Origin of the sequence: Kineococcus rubinsiae, assembly GCF_011839805.1 — a bacterium.
In the GTDB taxonomy this organism is placed as follows: Bacteria; Actinomycetota; Actinomycetes; order Actinomycetales; family Kineococcaceae; genus Kineococcus; species Kineococcus rubinsiae.
In genome coordinates this window covers 1-19713 of the sequence record NZ_VWPY01000069.1, presented here as the reverse complement: position 1 = coordinate 19713, position 19713 = coordinate 1, and the positions used below count along the sequence as shown (strand labels likewise).

The following is a 19713-nucleotide window of genomic DNA, read 5'->3' as shown; positions in this document are numbered from 1 at the left end:
CAGCAGCCACGCGACCCCCCCGACCGCGGCGGCGAGGCGGCGCAGCACCCGCGGAGCCGCGGCCGCGCCCCCGGCCTCCCGCGTCAGCTCCCGGACGGTCTGCAGCGCCGCGGTGTCCGCGGCCTGCTCGCCGCGCTGCAGCAGGTCGGCCACGGCCCGGGAGATCGCGATGAACGGCGTCGGGGGCGGCACCTCCAGCACCCCGACGCCCAGCTCGTGCCCGGCCGCGACGAGCCCGGCGGGCACCTCGCGGTGGCCCAGCCCGACGCCGAAGCCGACCGCGGCCACGCCCGCGCGGGCCAGCCCCGCCACCCAGCCGGGCCAGTCGCCGCCGCCGGGCGCGGTCGCGCCGGCGACCCGCAGCCCGGTCGTCAGCAGCAGCTCACCGCCCTCGAGGAAGGGCGTCGGGTCGTCCAGCTCGCTCGTCGCCACCCAGCGCAGCGCGGTGCCCGTCGGCCCGCCCAGCGCGCGCAGCGCGAGCCCGTCGACCGCCAGCAGGTCCGCCACCGTCACCACGGCGGCAGTCTTGCACCGTCGGGGGGCTCCCGCTGTGCACCGCTGCCACTGACGGACCCCGGCCGACGGGCCTAGCGTTCACCGGAGAGAGTCGTCGGCCAGACCGGAGGAGTGGACGTGACGCAGACGGAGACGCACAGGCAGACCGCGACGCAGGAGGGACCCACCGCGCACGACGGGCTCGCCCTGCAGGAGGCACCGCTCGGCGGCCCCGGGCTGCCGCAGGAGCGCCGCCTCGTCACCGAGGTGCCCGGCCCCCGCTCGCGGGCGCTCGCGGCCCGCCGCAGCGCCGCGGTGTCCCACGCGGTCGGTTCCTCGATGCCCTTCTACGCCGCCGCGGCCGGTGGCGGGGTCGTCGTCGACGTCGACGGCAACTCGTTCATCGACCTCGGCTCGGGCATCGCCGTGACGTCCGTCGGCGCCAGCGCGCCGCGCGTCGTCGAGGCCGTCAGCGAGCAGGTCGCGCAGTTCACCCACACCTGCTTCATGGTCACGCCCTACGACGCCTACGTGGCCGTCGCCGAGGCGCTGAACGACATCACCCCGGGCGACTTCGAGAAGCGCACCGCGCTGTTCACCTCGGGCGCCGAGGCCGTCGAGAACGCCGTGAAGATCGCCCGCGCGCACACGGGCCGCACCGGCGTCGTGGTGTTCGACCACGCCTACCACGGCCGGACGAACCTCACGATGGCCATGACGGCCAAGAACATGCCCTACAAGGAGGGCTTCGGGCCGTTCGCGACCGACGTGCACCGCGCCCCGCTGTCCTACCCGTTCCGCGACGGCGTGGACCTCGAGGGCAACCCGATCGACGGGCCGGCCGCGGCCGCCCGGGCGATCGCCGTCATCGAGAAGCAGGTCGGCGCCTCGAACGTCGCGTGCGTCGTGGTCGAGCCCGTGCAGGGCGAGGGCGGGTTCATCGTCCCGGCCGAGGGGTTCCTGCCCGCGCTGCTGGAGTGGGCGCACGCCAACGGGATCGTGTTCGTGGCCGACGAGGTGCAGAGCGGCTTCGCCCGCACCGGCGCCATGTTCGCCTGCGAGCACGAGGGGATCGTCCCCGACCTCGTGACGACCGCCAAGGGCATCGCCGGCGGCCTGCCCCTGTCGGGCGTCACCGGTCGCGCCGAGATCATGGACGCCCCTGTCGTCGGCGGCCTCGGCGGGACCTACGGCGGGAACCCGGTCGCGTGCGCGGCCGCGCTCGCCTCGCTCGCCACGGTCCGCGAGGACGGCCTGCTCGAGCGCGCCACCGCGCTGGGGCGGCTCATGACGACCCGCCTGCAGGCGCTGGCGCAGCGCGACCCGCGCGTCGGCGACGTCCGCGGCCGCGGCGCGATGATGGCGGTCGAGCTCGTGGAACCCGGCACCCACGTGCCCGACGCGGCCCTCGCCGGCCGCGTCGCGAAGGAGGCCGCGCAGCGCGGCGTCATGGTGCTGACCTGCGGCACCTACGGCAACGTCCTGCGGTTCCTGCCCTCGCTCGCCATGGGCGACGAGCTGCTCTCGGAGGCGTTCGACGTCCTCGACGAGGTCTTCGCCCAGACCGGGGCCGCCGCGTGAGCACCGCCCAGCGCGAGGCCGAGCTCCTCGGTTCCGTCCCCACCCAGCTGCTCGTCGGCGGCACCTGGCGCGAGGCGTCGGGCGGCACGACGGTCGACGTGGAGGACCCCGCCACGGCGCGGGTCCTGACGTCGGTCGCCGACGCGAGCGTCGAGGACGGCCGGGCCGCGCTCGACGCGGCCGTCGCCGCCGCACCCGGGTGGCGCCGCACCCCGCCGCGCGAGCGGGCGGAGATCCTGCGCCGCGCCTTCGAGATGCTCACGGCGCGCGCCGAGGAGTTCGCGCTGCTCATGACCCTGGAGATGGGCAAGCCGCTGGCCGAGGCCCGCGGCGAGGTCACCTACGGGGCCGAGTTCCTGCGCTGGTTCTCCGAGGAGGCGCCCCGCATCTCGGGCCGCTACTCCGAGAACCCGGTGGGCGGCAGCCGGTTGCTGACGATGAAGCAGCCGGTGGGCCCGACGCTGATGATCCTGCCGTGGAACTTCCCGCTGGCGATGGGGACCCGCAAGGTCGCCCCCGCGGTCGCGGCCGGCTGCACGATGGTCGTCAAGCCCGCGACGCAGACGCCGCTCACGACGCTGCTGTTCGCCCAGCTCATGGCCGAGGCGGGGCTGCCCGAGGGCGTCCTGAACGTCGTCACGACGACGCGGACGGCGGCCGTGATGGAGCCGATCATCCGCGACCCGCGGCTGCGCAAGCTCACGTTCACGGGGTCCACCGCGGTCGGGCGCACGCTCGTGGAGCAGTCCGCGCAGCAGCTGCTGCGCCTGTCGATGGAGCTGGGCGGCAACGCCCCGTTCCTCGTGTTCGACGACGCGGACCTCGACGCGGCCGTCGACGGCGCGATGCTCGCCAAGATGCGCAACACCGGTGAGGCGTGCACGTCGGCGAACCGGTTCTACGTCCAGCGGCCGCTGGCGGAGGAGTTCTCCCGCCGCCTCGCGCAGCGCATGGGCGCCCTCGTCGTCGGGCGCGGGACCGAGGACGGCGTCCAGGTCGGCCCGCTCATCGACGCCCGCGCGCGCGAGGGCGTCGCGGCCCGCGTCGAGGAGGCCGTCGGCGCCGGCGCCCGCGTCCTCACCGGCGGGACGTCGGTGGCCGGCGAGGGCTACTTCTACGCGCCCACCGTCGTCGACCACGTGCCCGACGACGCGCGGCTGCTCACGGAGGAGACGTTCGGGCCGGTCGCGCCCGTCGTGGCCTTCGACAGCGAGGAGGAGGGGCTGGCGCTGGCCAACCGCACCGAGTACGGCCTCGTCGCCTACGCGTTCACGCAGGGCCTCGACCGCGGGCTGCGCGTCGCCGAGGCGCTGGAGACCGGGATGGTCGGCCTGAACGCCGGCGTCGTCTCGAACGCCGCGGCGCCCTTCGGCGGCGTCAAGGCCAGCGGGTTCGGCCGCGAGGGGGGTTTCGAGGGCATCGAGGAGTACCTCGAGACGAAGTACGTGGGGATCACCCACACGTCCTGACGGCCCTCGCTCGATCGAGGCTCGCACGACGACGGCCGCGGAACCCCTCGGGGTTCCGCGGCCGTCCTCGTTGCCCCGCAGGCGCTCAGCGCGTCAGGAGACCGCGGCCGTGGAGGCCTTCGTGTACGCGGCCTGCACGGACGGGCCGAACACCGGCCCGAACAGGGCATTCGGGTTGTCGCGGTAGCTGAAGCTGACGACCGAGGTGACCGTGCCGGTCCCGGTCGCCGGGTCGAACCCCGCGAGCCAGGGCCCGCCGCTGGAACCCCCGGCCATGACGCAGTTCGTCCCGCGGTCCGTGGTCCCGGCGGTGTCGGCGAAGCGCTGCCCGCGGCAGTGCTTCAGCGTCTCGCCGTCGTCGCGCGTGGAGACGGGGTAGCCGAACACCGACACGGGCGACGTCGTGTCGGAGAAGCTGATGGCGAACGACCCGACGGTCGCCGCGAGGGTCCGGCCGTTGCGCGGGGCGAGCACCGCGAAGGCGACGTCGCCGTTCAGGGCCGCGGCGCTGTCGGGGTCCCCGCCGCTCCACTCCGGCGTGGAGATGAGCTGCTGCGCGGCCCAGGTGCCGAAGGGCCGCAGGCCGTTCGCGTACCCGGGGACGAACACGAACTTCGCCGACGGCACGCCGCCCTCGGTGGCGCAGTGCCCGGCCGTCACGACGACACTGGCGTTGCGGCTGTCGACGCTGCTGGCCGAGCAGACGTAGGGCATCCCGGCGCGGGTGAAGAACACCTTGCCCACGCGCTGGGTGACGCCCGCGGCGCCGGTCCAGGGCCGCGCGACCTTCACGGCCGGCGCGCGGGTCCCGCGCACGACCGGTGCCCCGGCCAGCGGGGTGCGCCCGGCCGACGGCGCCACGCCACCGGGCGCCGCGTCGGTGTCCGCCGCGGGGGCGCCCACGCCGGCGCGCAGGCCCAGGGCCCCGGCGACGCCCTGCGTGGTGACGTCCGGCCCGTCGAGGGGGACGGCCGCGGCCATCCGCGCGGTGGTCCAGTAGGACTCCGCCGCCTGCACCCCGCTCGCGTCCACGGAGGACAGCAGCGTGGCCGAGCCCGACGCGGAGCCGGTGCCCGCCTCGGCGGCCGTGGGCAGGGCGGTGACCGCCAGGGTCGAGAGGGCCGCAGCGGCGAGACCGGCGGTCCGGCGGCGTGCAGTCCGGCGACGGGCGGTCCGGAGCATCGGGGAGTCCTTCCGAGAGCGGGGCGAGACGCGTCCACCATCCTCCCCGACGCGGGCGGCACCCGTCGCCCCCGGGCGCGGCACACCTGCTCCGCACGGGGCCTCCCGCAGTCCTCCACACGCCGGACGCCCGCGCGGCCCCCGCGCGGGCGGGCGACCCGCGGCGCCGCTCCGGCCCCCGGGGAGGCGGTCCATGATGGCCGGGTGAGCTCCCTCCCCGACGCCCCCCGCCACCTCAGCGCCGCCCCGGCCGCCCGGCGCGACGTCGTCCTGCTGGGCAGCACCGGGTCGATCGGCACTCAGGCGCTGGACGTCGTGGCCGGGGCGCCGGAGCGCTTCCGGGTCGTCGGCCTCGCGGCCGGGGGCGCCGACGTCGGGCTGCTCGCGCGCCAGGCCGTCGCCCACGAGGTCGAGGTCGTCGCCGTGGCCCGCGAGGGCGCCCGCGAGGAGCTGCTGGCCGCCCTGGCCGCCGCCGCGGCCGCCGCCGGGCGCCCCGGGTGGCGGCCCGAGGTCCTCAGCGGCCCGGACGCCGCGGCCGAGCTCGCCGGGCGGCCCTGCGACGTCGTGCTCAACGGCATGACGGGCTCGGTGGGGCTGCGCCCGACGCTCGCCGCGCTGGCGGCCGGCAGCACGCTCGCGCTGGCCAACAAGGAGTCCCTCGTCGCGGGCGGGCCGCTGGTGACCCGGGCCGCGGCGCCCGGCCAGCTCGTGCCCGTCGACTCCGAGCACTCCGCGCTGGCCCAGTGCCTGCGCGGCGGCAGCGCCGCGGAGGTGGCGCGCCTGGTCGTGACGGCGAGCGGCGGGCCGTTCCGCGGTCGCCGCCGCGAGGAGCTCACCGCGGTGACGCCCGCGCAGGCGCTGGCCCACCCGACCTGGTCGATGGGCCCGGTCGTCACCACCAACTCCGCGACGCTGGTCAACAAGGGCCTCGAGGTCATCGAGGCGCACCTGCTCTTCGGCATCGGCTACGACCGCATCAGCGTCGTCGTGCACCCGCAGTCGGTCGTGCACTCGATGGTCGAGTTCACCGACGGCTCGACGCTGGCGCAGTGCTCCCCGCCGGACATGCGGCTGCCCATCGCGCTGGGCCTCGGCTGGCCCGACCGGGTGCCGGGGGCGACGGCGCCCGTGGACTGGACGCGGGCCGCCTCCTGGGAGTTCGAGCCGCTGGACGCCGAGGCGTTCCCGGCCGTGGACCTCGCGCGCGAGGCGGGCCGGCGGGGCTCCACGGTGCCCGCGGTGTTCAACGCCGCCAACGAGGAGTGCGTCGCGGCCTTCCACGCGGGCCGGCTGCCGTTCCTCGGCATCGTCGACACCCTCGCGACGGTCGTCGGCGAGCACGCGCCCGACGGCGACCCGCGCGACGTGGAGGACGTGCTGGGGGCCGAGGACTGGGCGCGGGCCCGGGCGCGCGAGCTCGTCGGGGCGGCGGTGCGCGCGTGAGCGTCCTGCTGCTCGTCGTCGGGATACTCGTCGCGGCCCTCGGCGTCGCGGTGTCCATCGCCCTGCACGAGGTCGGGCACCTGCTGCCCGCCAAGCGCTTCGGGGTCAAGGTCACCCAGTACATGGTGGGCTTCGGCCCGACGGTGTTCTCCCGCCGCCGCGGGGAGACGGAGTACGGCGTCAAGGCGATCCCGCTGGGCGGCTACATCCGGATGATCGGGATGTTCCCGCCGCAGGCCGGCGACGAGCCGGGCACCCTGCGGGCCACGTCGACGGGCCGCTGGGCGCTGATGGCCGACGAGGCCCGCCGCGCGAGCGCCGAGGAGGTCACCCCCGCCGACGCCCACCGCGCGTTCTACCGCCGTCCGGTGCTGCAGCGCATCGCCATCATGCTCGGCGGTCCCGTCATCAACCTCGTGCTCGCGCTCGTGCTGACGGCCGTCGTGGTCAGCGGCATCGGCCAGCCGGGCCTGGTCCCGACCCTCTCGGGCGTGCAGGCCTGCGTGGTGCCCGCGGGCACCACCGCCACCGCGTGCTCGCCCACCGACCCCGTGGCGCCCGGCGCCGCGGCGGGCCTGCGCCCGGGCGACGAGGTCGTCTCCTTCGACGGGCGCCCGGTGGGCAGCTGGGAGGAGCTCTCCGACGCGATCCGCAGCCGCGGCGGCCGGGAGGTCGCGCTCGTGGTGCGCCGCGACGGCGCCGACGTCCCGCTCACGGTGACGCCGCTGCTCACCGACCGCGCCGTGCTCGACGCGACGACGGGGGAGCCCACGGGCGCCACCGAGCGCGTCGGCTTCCTGGGCGTCTCGCCCAGCGTCGCCGTCGTGCGCTCGCCGGTGGGCGAGGTGCCGGGGATCGTCGCCGACCAGGTCCGCGGCGTCGCGGGCATCGTGGTGCGGCTGCCGCAGCGTCTCGTCGACGTGGCCCAGGCGGCCTTCGGCAGCGAGGCGCGCGACCCGAACGGGCCCATCGGCGTCGTCGGCATCGGGCGCCTGGCGGGGGAGCTGAACCAGCAGCCCGCGATCGTGCCGGGCGACGCGTTCGCCGAGCGCGTCTCGCGGCTGCTCTCGCTCGTCGCGGGCCTGAACGTGGCGCTGTTCGTCTTCAACCTCATCCCGCTGCTGCCCTTCGACGGGGGGCACATCGCGGGCGCGCTGTGGGAGATCGTCAAGAAGGCGATCTGGCGCCTGCGCCGCCGCCCCGACCCCGGTCCCGTCGACGTCGCGAAGGCGATGCCCCTGGCCTACGGGGTCTCGATCCTGCTCGTCGGGATGTCCGTCCTGCTGCTCTACGCGGACATCGTCCGGCCGGTCCAGCTGCCCGGCTGACGACGCTCGCCCGGGTGGCACCCGCCCGCTCCGCGCGGCGGTCCCGGAGCCGCCGCGCCACCCCGTGCAGGACCGTCCGGACGAGGAGCAGCCGTGCAGCGCAGGACCCGTGAGGACCCCGAGGAGCGGGGCGCGTGGAGCGCCTGCCGGTGGCGCGCCGAGCGCACCCCGCGCGAGTGGCGCGTGGCGGTGGTGGACGACGCGATCGAGGCCCGCGTGCGGACCGGGGCCTACGCGCTGCTGGACGAGGACCGCGCCGCGGGCTGGAACGACGAGGCGCACCGGTTGTGCGCCGACGTCACCGACGACCTCGTGCGCCGCACCGGGGCGGCCACGCGCCCGCTCGTCGACCACTACGTCCAGCTCGCGGTGCTGGACTGGTTCCTCCTGCCGTCGTCCTCCGCGGCACTGGCCTACCTGGAGGTCAGGGCGCCGTGCGGCGCGACTTCGGCCTCGAGCGCTGGCGATGGCCCCACGGGCCGGCCGAGGAGGTCTTCGACGTCCCGCCCGCCGCGCTGTCCGGGGCCCCCGCCGGCGTACCGCGCGTCGAGGTCCACCAGCACGAGCGGCGGGTGCTGGTGGCGCTCGTCGCCACGCGGACCGACGGGAGCTTCTCCAGGCGGTGGGGCGCCCTGAGCCGGACGGGCGAGCTCGTGGCGATCGACGCCGACCTGCTCACCGGCCCCGCGCCGCCGGCGGGCTTCCCGGCCGCCCTCACGGCCCTGCTGCGGGGCTGGGACGCCCTGCAGGGCGAGTACGGCTCGCACGTGTGCTCGACGCAGATGCACTTCGCCCACGCCGGCCGGGAGCCCTTCCCGCCGTTCGAGGAGCCCGGCCGCCGACGCCCCGGCCGCGGGCGCCCGGCGACCCGGCCGTGAGGGGGTGTCCTGTGCCGGCGCCCCACCGTCGCCGGCCACCGCTCCGGCGCGGTCGGGGTGCGGCCCCCGGCACGCGCGGACCGGTCGGGCCTGCCGCGGGGCTGGGGTGATACTGGAGCCGTGACTGTCGCCCTCGGTCTTCCCGCCCTCCCGCCGCCCGTCCTGTCCCCGCGCCGCAAGACGCGGAAGATCAAGGTCGGCACGGTCGACGTCGGGGGTGACGCCCCCGTCTCGGTGCAGTCGATGACGACCACCCCGACGACGAACATCAACGCGACGCTGCAGCAGATCGCCGAGCTCACGGCGACCGGCTGCGACATCGTCCGCGTGGCCTGCCCGACGCAGGACGACGCCGACGTGCTGCACATCATCGCCAAGAAGTCGCAGCTGCCCGTGATCGCGGACATCCACTTCCAGCCCAAGTACGTCTTCGCGGCGATCGAGGCCGGCTGCGCGGCGGTCCGCGTGAACCCGGGCAACATCCGCAAGTTCGACGACCAGGTCAAGCAGATCGCGCAGGCCGCGAAGGACCACGGCACCTCGATCCGCATCGGCGTCAACGCCGGCTCGCTCGACCCGCGGCTGCTGAAGAAGTACGGCAAGGCGACGCCCGAGGCCCTCGTGGAGTCGGCCGTCTGGGAGGCGTCGCTGTTCGAGGAGCACGGCTTCCACGACTTCAAGATCTCCGTCAAGCACAACGACCCGGTGATCATGGTCCGCGCCTACGAGCTGCTGTCCGAGCGCGGCGACTGGCCCCTGCACCTCGGCGTCACCGAGGCGGGCCCGGCCTTCCAGGGCACCATCAAGTCGGCCACGGCCTTCGGTGCGCTGCTCTCGCAGGGCATCGGCGACACCATCCGCGTGTCCCTCTCGGCGCCCCCCGTCGAGGAGGTGAAGGTCGGCATCCAGATCCTGCAGTCGCTGAACCTGCGCCCCCGCAAGCTGGAGATCGTCTCGTGCCCCTCGTGCGGGCGCGCCCAGGTCGACGTCTACTCCCTCGCCGACGCGGTCACCGAGGGCCTCAAGGGCGTCACCGTCCCGCTGCGCGTGGCCGTCATGGGCTGCGTCGTCAACGGCCCCGGCGAGGCCCGCGAGGCCGACCTCGGCGTCGCCAGCGGCAACGGCAAGGGCCAGATCTTCGTCAAGGGCGAGGTCATCAAGACCGTGCCCGAGCACGACATCGTCGCCACCCTCATCGAGGAGGCCGAGCGCCTCGCGGCCGCCATGGGCGAGCCCGACGACGGCGTCGCGGCCGGGGCCGTCGTCAGCGTCAGCTGAGCGGCCTCCCCGGGCGGGACGCGCCGCCGCGGGGGGTCGCCTCGACGGCGGCGGGCCCAGGGGCGAGGATGCGCAGGTGCACCTGACGCCCCCCGCGGCCTCGACCCCCCGCGGCTCCGAGCGCTCGGGCAGCCTGCGGGTGCTGACCGGCGCGGACGCGCCGGCGCTGCTGCGCCTCTGCGACCGCGACCCGGTCGCCAACCTCTTCGTCTCCGCCCGCCTGCTGGGCCTCGCCGGCCGTCCGGGCTCCGACCTCGGCGGCCAGGTCTGGGGCTGGTTCGAGGACGGGGAGCTGGTCTCCGCGTGCTGGGCCGGCGCCAACCTGGTCCCGATCGAGGCCACGCCCGCCGCCCTGGACGCCTTCGCCGCCCAGGCCCGCCGCGAGGGGCGTCGTTGCTCCTCCCTCGTCGGGCCCGCCGACACCGTCCTGGCCCTGTGGTCGCGCCTGGAACCGCACTGGCGGGGTGTGCGCGAGGTCCGCGCCCGGCAGCCGCTCATGGTGTGCGAGGCCCCGCCGGCCGTGGCGCCCGACCCGGCCGTCCGCCGGTCCACGCTGCGCGACCTCGACCTCGTCGTGCCCGCGTGCGTGGCGATGTTCACCGAGGAGATCGGCTACGCCCCGGCCCCGCCGGACGGCGGCGGCGCCTACCGCGAGCGCGTCGCGGAGCTCGTCTCCACGGGCCGCTCCTTCGCCCGCATCGACCCGGGCCCCCGCGGCCCCGAGGTCGTGTTCAAGGCCGAGCTGGGCGCCGTCTCCCCGAAGGTCGTGCAGGTGCAGGGCGTGTGGGTCGCCCCGCACCGCCGCGGTGAGGGCCTCGCGGCGCCGGGCATGGCCGCCGTCGTCGAGGCCGCGCGCGCCGACGGCGTCGAGACGGTGTCCCTCTACGTCAACGACTACAACACCAAGGCGCTCGCGGCCTACCGCCGCGTCGGCTTCCGCGAGGTCGGGGCCTTCGCGACCGTCCTGTTCTGAGTCAGCGCGGGGCCACCGGGACCTCGTCGGTCGTGGCGGCACGGGCGTAGGAGGCCGCGAGGGCGCGGTACTGCGGGCTGGCGAGCGCGAGCAGCGTGGCGACGAGGCCGACCAGGCCGGTCACCACGAAGACCAGGGCGATGGCCCGCGTCTGCCCGGTGCCGAACCAGCTGCCGATGGCCGCGGCGCCGGCCCCGTCGGTCATGAGCGGCACGACGAGGAACTGCGTGATCGGGCCGACGAGGAACGCCGTGACCGGGGCGGCGGACTGCTCGACGCTCTGGGCGAAGCCGAACACGCGGCCCTGCCGCTCGTAGGGGACCACGCGCTGCAGCACGGTCTGCTCGGCGGCCTCCGCGAACGGCATGAGGGCCATGAAGACCACCATGGCGGCCGTCAGCGTCACGACGGAGGACGTCAGCGGGAAGAGCATCGTCGCGGTCCACGCGCCGGCGTTGACGAGCAGCAGGAGCCGGACCGGGCGCCGCCCCAGCCCCAGGCGGGCGACGAGCAGGCCGCCGACGATCATCACGGCGCTGAGCCCGCCCCAGAGCAGCCCCCACGCCTGCACCGAGACCAGCGACAGCCCGTAGGCGTCCATGAGCGCCATGAAGGCGCCGCCGATGAGGTTGTTGAAGCAGCTGAACGCGATGAGTGCCACGAGCCCCGGTACCCCCCGCACGAGCCGCCAGGTCCCGCGCAGGTCGACCCCGCCCACGGCCTCGACGGGGTCACCCGCCGCGTCCGCGGCCGCGACCCGCCGCTCGGGCACCTGCACGCGGGCCAGGTGCAGCACCGAGACCACCAGCACCACGAGGGCGAGCAGCAGGACGTGCTGCATCCCGCCCGAGGCGACCAGCACCCCGCTGATGACCGACGTGACGAGCATCGAGCTGCCCACCACCGTCCCCACGAGCCCGTTGGCGCGGTCGCGGACGTCCTCGGGCACCAGCAGGGTCACGAGCGTCGGCAGCGCGATCCCGCGCGGGTTGCCCGCGACCACCCCGGCCATGCAGAGCACCACGAACACCCACAGCTGCCACGACGCGACGTCGCCGAAGACCCCCTCGGGGGTCAGCAGGTACACCGCCAGGCAGACGCCGTAGACGGCCGTGGAGACCAGGGCCGAGCCCTGCATGACCGCCCGCTTGCGGTGGTTGTCGACGAGGCTGCCGAACCAGATCCCCGTCGCCGCGGTCGCGACGACGAAGATGCCGGCGACCATCCCGGTCGCGAACACCGAGCGCGTCTCGAGGAAGATCCAGAACGTCACCGCGAACCAGACGGTGTAGTTGACGACGCTGACGACCGCGCTGTTCACCAGCAGGTGCGCGAACACCCGCTGCGAGCCGGAGCGCAGGTCCAGCCGGGGCGACGCCCCGGCCGCTTCCGGGACCTCGGGTGCGGGCACAGCGCTCTCCTGCCGTCGGTTCGTCTCCTGCTGGTGGAGGTGGTGACCCGGCGCCGCCGGGGAAGTCATCGGCACGGCGCGTGCTCCTGCGCCGCGTCACCTCCTCGCCCGGGCGCAGAGGCGCCCGCGTGGCCGGGTCAGCGTCCGGGCCCTGAGCCGGTGGCGCCGCCGGGCAGCTCCGTTCGCACCGAGCAACCGCGCACCGCACCCGGGTGGCGGGGCGCTCACTCCGGACGCCCGCCGTCACCACCCCCTCAGCGCCCTCGATCCGCACCCGACCACCCTCCCGACCCCGCGAGAGCCGCCCTCATCCCCGGGCACAGCCGAGCCCGAGGAGCCGCGACCGCCGCCGCCCCGGAGTCCCGGGCGGCCCGGTGAGCTCACAGGACGGTCCGGTGGCGGGATCGCCGGTGGTCCGGAGTGAGCGCCCGGAGCGGAGAGCCGACGCGGTGCACGGGCTCGGCGCGAACGAAGCAACCGGCGATCGCGTCGCCGGTCCGTCCGGACGAGAACCCACGCGAGGAACTCCGGTGAAGCGGAACCGGCCGCGCCGATACCCTGGGCTCGTGCTGATGCGGATGTCCACCTTGTTCCTGCGGACCCTGCGGGAGGACCCGGTCGAGGCGGAGGTCGCCAGCCACCGGCTCCTCGTGCGGGCCGGGTACATCCGCCGTGCGGCGCCGGGGATCTACACGTGGCTGCCGCTGGGCCTGAAGGTGCTGCGCAAGGTCGAGGCCGTGGTGCGCGAGGAGATGGACGCCATGGGCGCCCAGGAGGTGCACTTCCCGGCGCTGCTGCCCCGCGAGCCGTACGAGGCGACGCACCGCTGGACCGACTACGGCGACGGCATGTTCCGGCTGAAGGACCGCAAGGGCGCCGACTACCTCCTCGCGCCCACGCACGAGGAGATGTTCACGCTCCTGGTCAAGGACCTGTACTCCTCGTACAAGGACCTGCCCGTCTCGCTCTACCAGATCCAGCAGAAGTACCGCGACGAGGCGCGTCCGCGCGCGGGCATCCTGCGCGGGCGGGAGTTCGTCATGAAGGACTCCTACAGCTTCGACGTGGACGACGCCGGGCTCGAGAAGTCCTACGAGCAGCACCGCGACGCCTACATCCGGATCTTCACGCGCCTGGGTCTGGAGTTCGTCATCGTCTCGGCGATGTCGGGGGCCATGGGCGGTTCGCGCAGCGAGGAGTTCCTGCACCCGGTCGCGATCGGGGAGGACACGTTCGTGCGCTCGCCCGGTGGCTACGCCGCGAACGTGGAGGCCGTCACGACGCTGCCGCCCGCGACGGTCCCGTTCGAGGGGCTCGCGGCCGCGCACGTGGAGGACACCCCCGACACCCCGACCATCGACACGCTGGTGGCGGTCGCGAACGAGCGGCACCCGCGCGCCGACCGCCCGTGGACGGCGGCGGACACGCTGAAGAACGTCCTGGTGGTGCTGCGCCACCCGGACGGCACGCGCGAGCCGCTGGCTGTCGGCGTGCCCGGTGACCGCGAGGTCGACACCAAGCGCCTCGAGGCGGCGCTGGCGCCCGCGGAGATCGAGGCGTTCGAGGCCGCCGACTTCGCGGCCGCCCCGGCGCTGGTGAAGGGCTACATCGGGCCGGGCGCGCTGGGGTCGGAGTCCGCGAGCGGGATCCGCTACCTCGTCGACCCCCGCGTCGTGGACGGCACGTCGTGGATCACGGGCGCCGACGAGCCCGGCCGGCACGCGTTCGACCTGGTCGCGGGCCGCGACTTCACGCCCGACGGCTTCGTCGAGGCCGCCGAGGTCAAGGCGGGCGACCCCGCGCCGGACGGTTCGGGTCCGCTGGAGCTGGCGCGCGGCATCGAGATCGGCCACATCTTCGCGCTGGGCCGCCTGTACGCCGAGGCCCTGGGCCTGAAGGTGCTGGACGAGAACGGCAAGCAGGTCGTCGTGACGATGGGGTCCTACGGGATCGGCGTGACCCGCGCCATGGCCGCGCTCGCCGAGGGCAACCACGACGAGAAGGGCCTCGTGTGGCCGCGCGGGCTCGCGCCCGCGGAGGTGCACGTGGTCGCGACCGGCAAGGACCCGGAGATCCTGGTGGCCGCGGAGCGGATCGCCGGCGAGCTGGAGGCGCAGGGCGTGGAGGTCATCCTCGACGACCGTCCGAAGGTCTCGCCCGGCGTGAAGTTCAAGGACGCCGAGCTCGTGGGGGTCCCGACGATCCTCGTCGTCGGCAAGGGCCTGGCCGAGGGGGTCGTGGAGCTGCGCGACCGGCGCAGCGGCGAGGCCGAGCAGGTGCCGGTCGCGGACGCGGTCGCCCGCGTCAGCGCCGCCGTCCGAGCCTGAGGAGGCCCGCCTTCGCCGCGACGGTGCTCGCCACGACCACCGCCGCGGCGACGCCGGCCGTCACGGCCACCACGGTCGAGGTGGCCGGTCCGGTGGTGCGCCCGGCGGCGACCCAGCCGAGGCCCCACGCCAGCCCGGCCCCGAACCCGAGGCTGCCCCGGGTGCGGGCAGCGGTGAGGACGCCGATGCCGGCGGCCACGGCCAGGACGCCGACGGCCCAGGCGGGTTCACCGGTGGTGAGCCCGGCCTGCTTCAGCGCGGCGGCGGTGTTCGCGACGGTCGCGATGGAGACCCAGCCCAGGTAGAGGCCCATCGTCCCGTCGACGAGGACCACCTCGAGCCGGCCGCGGTGCCCGGGGGCGGCGGTGAGGCGGCCGACGACGACCACGAGGACGACGAGCAGGGCCGCGATGACGGCGACCGAGGCGGCCACGTGCCCGGCCCGCGCCGTGAGGATCCACGCGGCGTTCAGCAGCAGCGACGCGGCGGTCCACCACCCCGTGGCGCGCTGGCGCTCGTCGGCGCGGTGGGAGGGCAGCACCTGCCAGACCGCCAGGGCCAGCAGCCCCGCGTAGACGACGCCCCAGATCGCGAAGGCGGGCCCGTCGGGCGCCACGAGGGTCGAGGACGCCGACAGCGCCCCGTCGCCGGCCTCCGCGATGGGCGTGCCCCCGAAGGCCCCGGACCCGATCGCCGACCCCGTGAGGGCCAGGACGGCGCTCGCGATGACGGTCGCCTGGCGGGCGATGTCGGCCGTGGTCGCGGGGACGGAGGGGGAGCCGGCGCGCAGTCCGGGGGCGGTGGTCACCCCCGGAGCGTGCGCCCGCGCCGCACGATCCGCAACGTCCTCCGCGGGCGCGGGCGCGGGCGCGAGCGCGGACCGGCCGCCGGGGACCAGCGGCCCGCCTCCGGTCCGGTCACTCCTGGGGCAGGACGAGCGCCTTGAGCGAGCGCGGGTCCCGCCGCGCGAGCGTGAGGGCGTCGTCGGTGCCGGCGAGCGGGAACCGGTGGGTGACGACGACGTCGGTGCGGACCCGGCCGGAGGCGAGGAGCGAGAGGGCCGCGGGGTAGGTGCCCGCGTACCGGAAGGTGCCGGTGACGGTGATCTCCCGGCCCTGCAGGAGCGGCACGTCGAGGCTGACGGTGTCCGCGCCCATGCCGACCAGCACCGCCCGCCCGGCCGGGGCCAGGGCCCGGCAGCCGGTGGTGAACGCGGCCGCGGCCCCCGAGCACTCGAGCAGGACGTCGAAGGCCTCCGCCAGGGGTTCCCGCGCGTCGAGGGCCCCGAACCCGAGCTCGCGGGCGACCTCGAGCCGGAAGGGGCTGACGTCGGTGACGGTCACGGCGCTCGCGCCGGTGGCGCGCGCGACCTGGGCGGCGAACAGCCCGACGGGTCCCGCACCGGTCACGAGGACCCGGTCACCGGGGCCGACGCCCGCGCGGCGGCACGCCCACACCCCGACCGAGACGGGTTCGGCCATCGCCGCCTGCTCGACGTCCAGGCCGGCCGGGACGGGGTGGGCGAAGGACGCGTCGATCGCGACGAGGTGGGCGAGCGCCCCGTCCACGGGCGGGGTCGCGAAGAACCGCACCTGCGGGCAGAGGTTGTAGCGCCCCGCCAGGCACTGCTCGCAGGTCCGGTCCGGCACCCCGGGTTCGAGGGCGACGAGCTCCCCGACGCGCGCGGGGTCGACCGCGGGACCCACCTCGACGACGGTCCCGGCCGCCTCGTGCCCCACGACCATGGGGGCGTCCAGGACGAAGGAGCCGATGCGGCCGTGCTCGTAGTAGTGCACGTCGGAGCCGCAGATCCCCACCGCCCCGGGGCGCACCAGCACCTCGTGGGGCCCGGGGACGGGGCGCGGGCGCTCCTCGACGCGCAGGTCGCGGGGGGCGTGCAGGACGGCGCTGAGGTTCACGGGGGTCTCCGGGTCGGACGCGTGCGCGGGTGGGGCGAGGGGGCGGCGAGGTCAGGCGGTGCGGTAGCCGCCGTCGGCGTGCAGGACGGAACCCGTGATGAACGAGGACGCGTCGGCGGCCAGGAACACCACGGCGGGGGCGATCTCCTCGACCGTCCCCAGGCGTTCCATCGGGGTGTCCTCGAGGACGTGGCGGCGCACGCGCGGGTCGGTGGTGGGGGAGTCGTCGCTGCTGAGGTAGCCGGGCGCCAGGGCGTTGACCCGCACGCCGTGGTGGGCCCACTCGGCGGCCAGGCAGGTGGTCAGGTGGTGCACGGCCGCCTTGGAGGCGCCGAAGGCTACGTCGAAGTGGGGGCGGCCGGCGATGCTGCCGGCCACCGCGCCGACGTTGACGATCGCGCCGCGGCCCTGCGCGACGAAGTGGCGGCCGTAGACCTGCGAGCAGGTCCAGAGGGCGTCGACGTTGGCGGTCATCACGGCGCGCCAGTCCGCCGCGCTCAGGTCGAGGGCCGCGCCGGGCGCCCGCACGTCGGCGGTGTTCACGAGGACCTCGACGGAACCGAACCGCGCGAGCACGGCGTCCAGGCTGCCCTGCACCGCAGCGGGATCGGTCGTGTCGGCGGGCAGGAAGGCGCAGTCGACGCCCTCGGCGCGGAGCTTGCCCAGGACGTGCCCGCCCTCCTCGGCGTCCGCCGTGACGACCGCCACCGCCGCGCCGGCCAGGCCCAGCGCGAGCGCGAGACCGCCACCGAGCCCCCCGGGGCCCGCGGTCACCACGGCGACGCGGCCCGTCAGGTCGAAGCGGTCGGTCAGCCTCATCGCTGGGAACTCCCTCGCCCTCCGCGTCCCGCGGAGCCGCCGCCTGCGGCCGCCGTCGGCCCGTGCCTCGAGGCTAGGCGGGGCCCGGACGGCGGACTAGCGCCGCAGCCGCCCGATGCTGGTACTCTCTTGCGCCCGGCAGGGCGGATCGGCGTCGATCCTGGTCGCGGGACGGGAGGGAAGATCATGTCGCGGAGCACCGCCGCTGCGCCCGCACCGCGCTGGGTCGTCCCCCGGGCCGTGCGCGAGGTCGTCCCGCCGGACCCGGCGCTGTCGGCGCGCTGGCACGTGCACGACTACCCGGGGCCGTTCGCGCGGTGGAACCACCACCCCGAGTACGAGGTGCACCTGGCCCGCGCGGGCGCCGGGAGCTACATCGTGGGCGACAGCGTGGGGCGCTTCCAGCCGGGTCAGCTGGTGCTGGTCGGCCCCGACGTCCCCCACGACTGGATCAGCGACCTGGCCCCCGGCGAGGTCCTCGTCGGGCGCGACGTGGTCTTCCAGTTCCACGGCGAGTGGCTCCAGCGGTGCGAGCTCCTCCTGCCCGAGCTCGCGGCCCTCGCGCCGCTGTGGAGCCGGGCCCGCTCGGGCGTGGAGTTCTCCGGGGGGACGGCGCGCGCGGGGGCGCGGGAGCTCGAGCTCATCGGCACGAGCGCGGGAGCCGAACGGCTGCAGCACATCTTCGCGCTGTTCGCGCTCATGGCGGCGGCGCCACCGGACGAGCACCGCCTCGTGGCCGGTGTCTGGACGCCGCCCGTGCACGACCCGACCACCGCCGAGGTCGTGAGCCGGGCCCTCGCCGACGTCGTCGCCGACCTCGCGGGGCCGGTGCGGCTCTCGGCCGCTGCGGCGACGGCGGGGATGAGCGAGTCGGCGTTCTCGCGCTGCTTCCAGCGCGCCACCGGTCAGACGTTCAGCGACGTGGTGCGCAAGCTGCGCCTGGCGCACGCCGCGACCCTGCTGGAGCAGACGACGCGGCCGGTCTCCGAGATCGCGGGTGCGGTCGGCTTCGCGAACCTGTCCAACTTCAACCGGCGCTTCCTCGCGGGCCACGGCGTGACGCCCTCGGCGCACCGGGCGGCGCACCGCCGCTCCCTGGAGGCCGCCGCCGGCTGAGGCTCGGCGCCCCGCTCAGGGTTCGAGGTCGACGACGACCGCCGCGTGGTCGGAGGCCCAGACGCCGTCGACGGGCTCGGTCGCGGTGAGCCGGACGGAGCGCACCGACCCGTGCCCCGAGAACGGCGCCAGCCCGACCAGGACGTAGTCGATGCGCGCGCTGGGCTGGTGCACCCGGGCCACCCAGGGGTTGCGCCGGTCCCACGTCAGCCCGTTCGCGCCGGGCTCGGCGAAGCGCCACGAGTCGACCAGCACGAACCCCTCCACGGGCCCGGCCGTCTCGTACCCGCAGGCGACGCGCACCTCGTCGGAGGTCTCGACGGCGTTGAAGTCGCCCGTGAGGACCGGCGGGTAGCTGCGGTCGGAGCGCTGGTAGCCGTCGGCGACGAAGCGGACGACCTCGCCGACCTGCGCGACGCGGACGGCGGACTCGGCGGGGGAGGAGTTCAGGTGGGTCGTCGTGAACGGCAGCACGCGCTGGGGCGCGTCGACGAGGACCTGCAGCGCGGTGCGGCCCTCGTCCTCGCCGGTGCCGCGGGGCAGGTGCGCGACCCGCTGCTCCAGCAGCGGGTGCCGGGACAGGACGGCATTGCCGAAGGCGATGGTGCCGGAGTCCTCGCGGTCCTCGCCCGTCATCGACAGCCGGCGCTGCCAGCGCTGCGGCGCGGGCGACGGCGACCAGGCGAACTCCATGTCCAGGCGCTCGGCCAGCCACTGCGCGAGGTTCTCGTCCTCGGTGGCCCAGACCTCCTGCAGGCCCACGACGTCCGGCTGCTCAGCGCGCAGGACGGCCAGCAGGGCCTCCCGCCGCGCGCGCCAGTCGCCGAAGCGCCACCACACGTTCCACGTCATGAGGCGCAGCGGCGCCGGGCCGGGTGCCGGTGCGTCGGGAGGGGTCGCTGGGCTCATCGGGGGCAGTCTCGCAGCCGGTTCGCCGCCTCCCGGCGCGGGGGCTCAGCCCGCGGTGGGCGCGCCCGAGGGGGAGGCCGTGGCCGTCGCGGTCGCGGTCGCCGCGAGCGCGGGGCCGCCGTCCTCGGCGAGCGCCGGCAGCCCCGGGAAGCCGCGGACGGTCGAGCCCCAGCGCGCCGCGGCCCGGGCGGCCCGCAGGACCGCGGCGGCGGCGAGCCCGCGCCGCGCGGGGTCCGCGCCGACGACATCCAGGTGCACCGCGGCGAGGCGGTCCTCGACGGCCGCGGCCAGCTGGGCGGCGGCCTCGGGCGTCGCGGCCGTCGCCTCGTACCCGGCGGCGGCCGCGACGGGCTCGGCCCCCAGCGCGCGCAGGGCGTCGTCGAGGTCGTCGCGCGCGACCCGGTGGGCGTCGAGGTCCGCGAGGGCCTCGGCGCGGCGCGGGACGGCGGCGCGGGCGGCGACGAGACCGTAGGCGTAGACGGCCTCGTGCTCACCCGCCAGCGCGCGCTGCAGCACGGCGAGCTGGGCGGCGCCGGGCGCGCTCGCGGCCGCCGGGGTCGCGGCCGCCGGCACGGCGACCGGGGT

17 protein-coding genes are annotated in these 19713 nt (G+C 76.1%); 9 read left to right on the top strand and 8 right to left on the bottom strand.

Annotated elements, in window-relative coordinates; all coding sequences use genetic code 11:
• Nucleotides 1-516: PucR family transcriptional regulator ligand-binding domain-containing protein (locus tag F1544_RS20870; RefSeq protein ID WP_208972323.1), on the bottom strand; the 516-nt coding region annotated here is incomplete at its 3' end.
• Nucleotides 517-702: 186 nt separating this feature from the next.
• Here F1544_RS20870 and gabT point away from each other — a divergent pair.
• Entirely contained in the window at nt 703-2076 is a 1374-nt protein-coding gene (gene gabT / locus F1544_RS20865; protein WP_167588135.1) for a 4-aminobutyrate--2-oxoglutarate transaminase, read from the top strand.
• Nucleotides 2073-3545, top strand: coding sequence for an NAD-dependent succinate-semialdehyde dehydrogenase (locus tag F1544_RS20860; RefSeq protein ID WP_167588129.1), 1473 nt, complete (start codon nt 2073-2075; stop codon nt 3543-3545). Before gabT ends, F1544_RS20860 begins: the two co-directional genes overlap by 4 nt.
• Nucleotides 3546-3638: 93 nt before the next feature.
• Here F1544_RS20860 and F1544_RS20855 read toward each other — a convergent pair whose 3' ends face one another.
• Nucleotides 3639-4727, bottom strand: coding sequence for a trypsin-like serine peptidase (locus F1544_RS20855; protein ID WP_167588128.1), 1089 nt, complete (start codon nt 4725-4727; stop codon nt 3639-3641).
• A 204-nt stretch (nt 4728-4931) separates the two neighbouring features.
• Between F1544_RS20855 and dxr the strand changes: the two genes are divergently transcribed.
• The 5 genes from dxr (at nt 4932) to F1544_RS20830 (ending at nt 10627) form a co-directional block, all read left to right on the top strand.
• Entirely contained in the window at nt 4932-6170 is a 1239-nt protein-coding gene (gene dxr / locus F1544_RS20850) for a 1-deoxy-D-xylulose-5-phosphate reductoisomerase (protein ID WP_167588127.1), read from the top strand.
• Nucleotides 6167-7498: a M50 family metallopeptidase gene (locus F1544_RS20845; RefSeq protein WP_167588126.1), complete on the top strand. Its 1332-nt coding sequence runs from the start codon at nt 6167-6169 to the stop codon at nt 7496-7498. Before dxr ends, F1544_RS20845 begins: the two co-directional genes overlap by 4 nt.
• Before the next feature lie 434 nt (nt 7499-7932).
• Nucleotides 7933-8376 (top strand): hypothetical protein, encoded by a 444-nt coding sequence (locus F1544_RS20840; protein ID WP_167588125.1) that lies wholly within the window; start codon nt 7933-7935, stop codon nt 8374-8376.
• 120 nt (nt 8377-8496) lie between these two features.
• Nucleotides 8497-9654, top strand: a complete 1158-nt coding sequence (gene ispG / locus F1544_RS20835) for a flavodoxin-dependent (E)-4-hydroxy-3-methylbut-2-enyl-diphosphate synthase (protein ID WP_167588124.1) — start codon at nt 8497-8499, stop codon at nt 9652-9654.
• 82 nt (nt 9655-9736) lie between these two features.
• Nucleotides 9737-10627 carry a GNAT family N-acetyltransferase gene (locus F1544_RS20830; RefSeq protein ID WP_208972326.1) on the top strand — a complete coding sequence of 297 codons (891 nt, stop codon included), beginning with the start codon at nt 9737-9739 and terminating at the stop codon, nt 10625-10627.
• A 1-nt stretch (nt 10628) separates the two neighbouring features.
• Here the strand turns inward: F1544_RS20830 and F1544_RS20825 are convergent, their stop codons facing one another.
• A complete protein-coding gene (locus F1544_RS20825; protein ID WP_308470233.1) occupies nt 10629-12038 on the bottom strand; it encodes an MFS transporter in 1410 nt (469 codons plus the stop codon).
• 566 nt (nt 12039-12604) lie between these two features.
• Between F1544_RS20825 and F1544_RS20820 the strand changes: the two genes are divergently transcribed.
• Entirely contained in the window at nt 12605-14365 is a 1761-nt protein-coding gene (locus F1544_RS20820) for a proline--tRNA ligase (protein WP_167588123.1), read from the top strand.
• Here F1544_RS20820 and F1544_RS20815 read toward each other — a convergent pair.
• The 3 genes from F1544_RS20815 to F1544_RS20805 form a co-directional block, all read right to left on the bottom strand.
• Nucleotides 14343-15173: a TspO-related membrane protein gene (locus F1544_RS20815; RefSeq protein WP_208972322.1), complete on the bottom strand. Its 831-nt coding sequence runs from the start codon at nt 15171-15173 to the stop codon at nt 14343-14345. The two genes, F1544_RS20820 and F1544_RS20815, sit on opposite strands and share 23 nt — an antisense overlap.
• A 109-nt stretch (nt 15174-15282) precedes the next feature.
• Nucleotides 15283-16284 carry an NAD(P)-dependent alcohol dehydrogenase gene (locus tag F1544_RS20810; RefSeq protein ID WP_167588122.1) on the bottom strand — a complete coding sequence of 334 codons (1002 nt, stop codon included), beginning with the start codon at nt 16282-16284 and terminating at the stop codon, nt 15283-15285.
• A 51-nt stretch (nt 16285-16335) separates the two neighbouring features.
• Complete coding sequence (locus F1544_RS20805) at nt 16336-17103, bottom strand: SDR family NAD(P)-dependent oxidoreductase (RefSeq protein WP_167588121.1); 768 nt, start codon at nt 17101-17103, stop codon at nt 16336-16338.
• A gap of 186 nt (nt 17104-17289) precedes the next feature.
• On the opposite strand from F1544_RS20805, the gene F1544_RS20800 reads away from it, so the two are divergent.
• Nucleotides 17290-18219, top strand: coding sequence for a helix-turn-helix domain-containing protein (locus tag F1544_RS20800; RefSeq protein ID WP_167588120.1), 930 nt, complete (start codon nt 17290-17292; stop codon nt 18217-18219).
• A 15-nt stretch (nt 18220-18234) separates the two neighbouring features.
• Here F1544_RS20800 and F1544_RS20795 read toward each other — a convergent pair whose 3' ends face one another.
• Both F1544_RS20795 and F1544_RS20790 read right to left on the bottom strand, forming a co-directional pair.
• On the bottom strand, nt 18235-19128 hold the full coding sequence (locus F1544_RS20795) for an endonuclease/exonuclease/phosphatase family protein (RefSeq protein ID WP_208972321.1): 894 nt from the start codon (nt 19126-19128) through the stop codon (nt 18235-18237).
• A 45-nt stretch (nt 19129-19173) separates the two neighbouring features.
• Nucleotides 19174-19713: DUF4439 domain-containing protein (locus tag F1544_RS20790; RefSeq protein WP_208972320.1), on the bottom strand; the 540-nt coding region annotated here is incomplete at its 5' end.

What these genes read in the sequence shown, in the direction of transcription:
- F1544_RS20855 (WP_167588128.1), bottom strand. Translation starts at nt 4,727, where the DNA reads ATGCTCCGGACCGCCCGTCGCCGGACTGCACGCCGCCGGACCGCCGGT.
- F1544_RS20805 (WP_167588121.1), bottom strand. Translation starts at nt 17,103, where the DNA reads ATGAGGCTGACCGACCGCTTCGACCTGACGGGCCGCGTCGCCGTGGTG.
- F1544_RS20800 (WP_167588120.1), top strand. Translation starts at nt 17,290, where the DNA reads ATGTCGCGGAGCACCGCCGCTGCGCCCGCACCGCGCTGGGTCGTCCCC.
- F1544_RS20795 (WP_208972321.1), bottom strand. Translation starts at nt 19,128, where the DNA reads ATGAGCCCAGCGACCCCTCCCGACGCACCGGCACCCGGCCCGGCGCCG.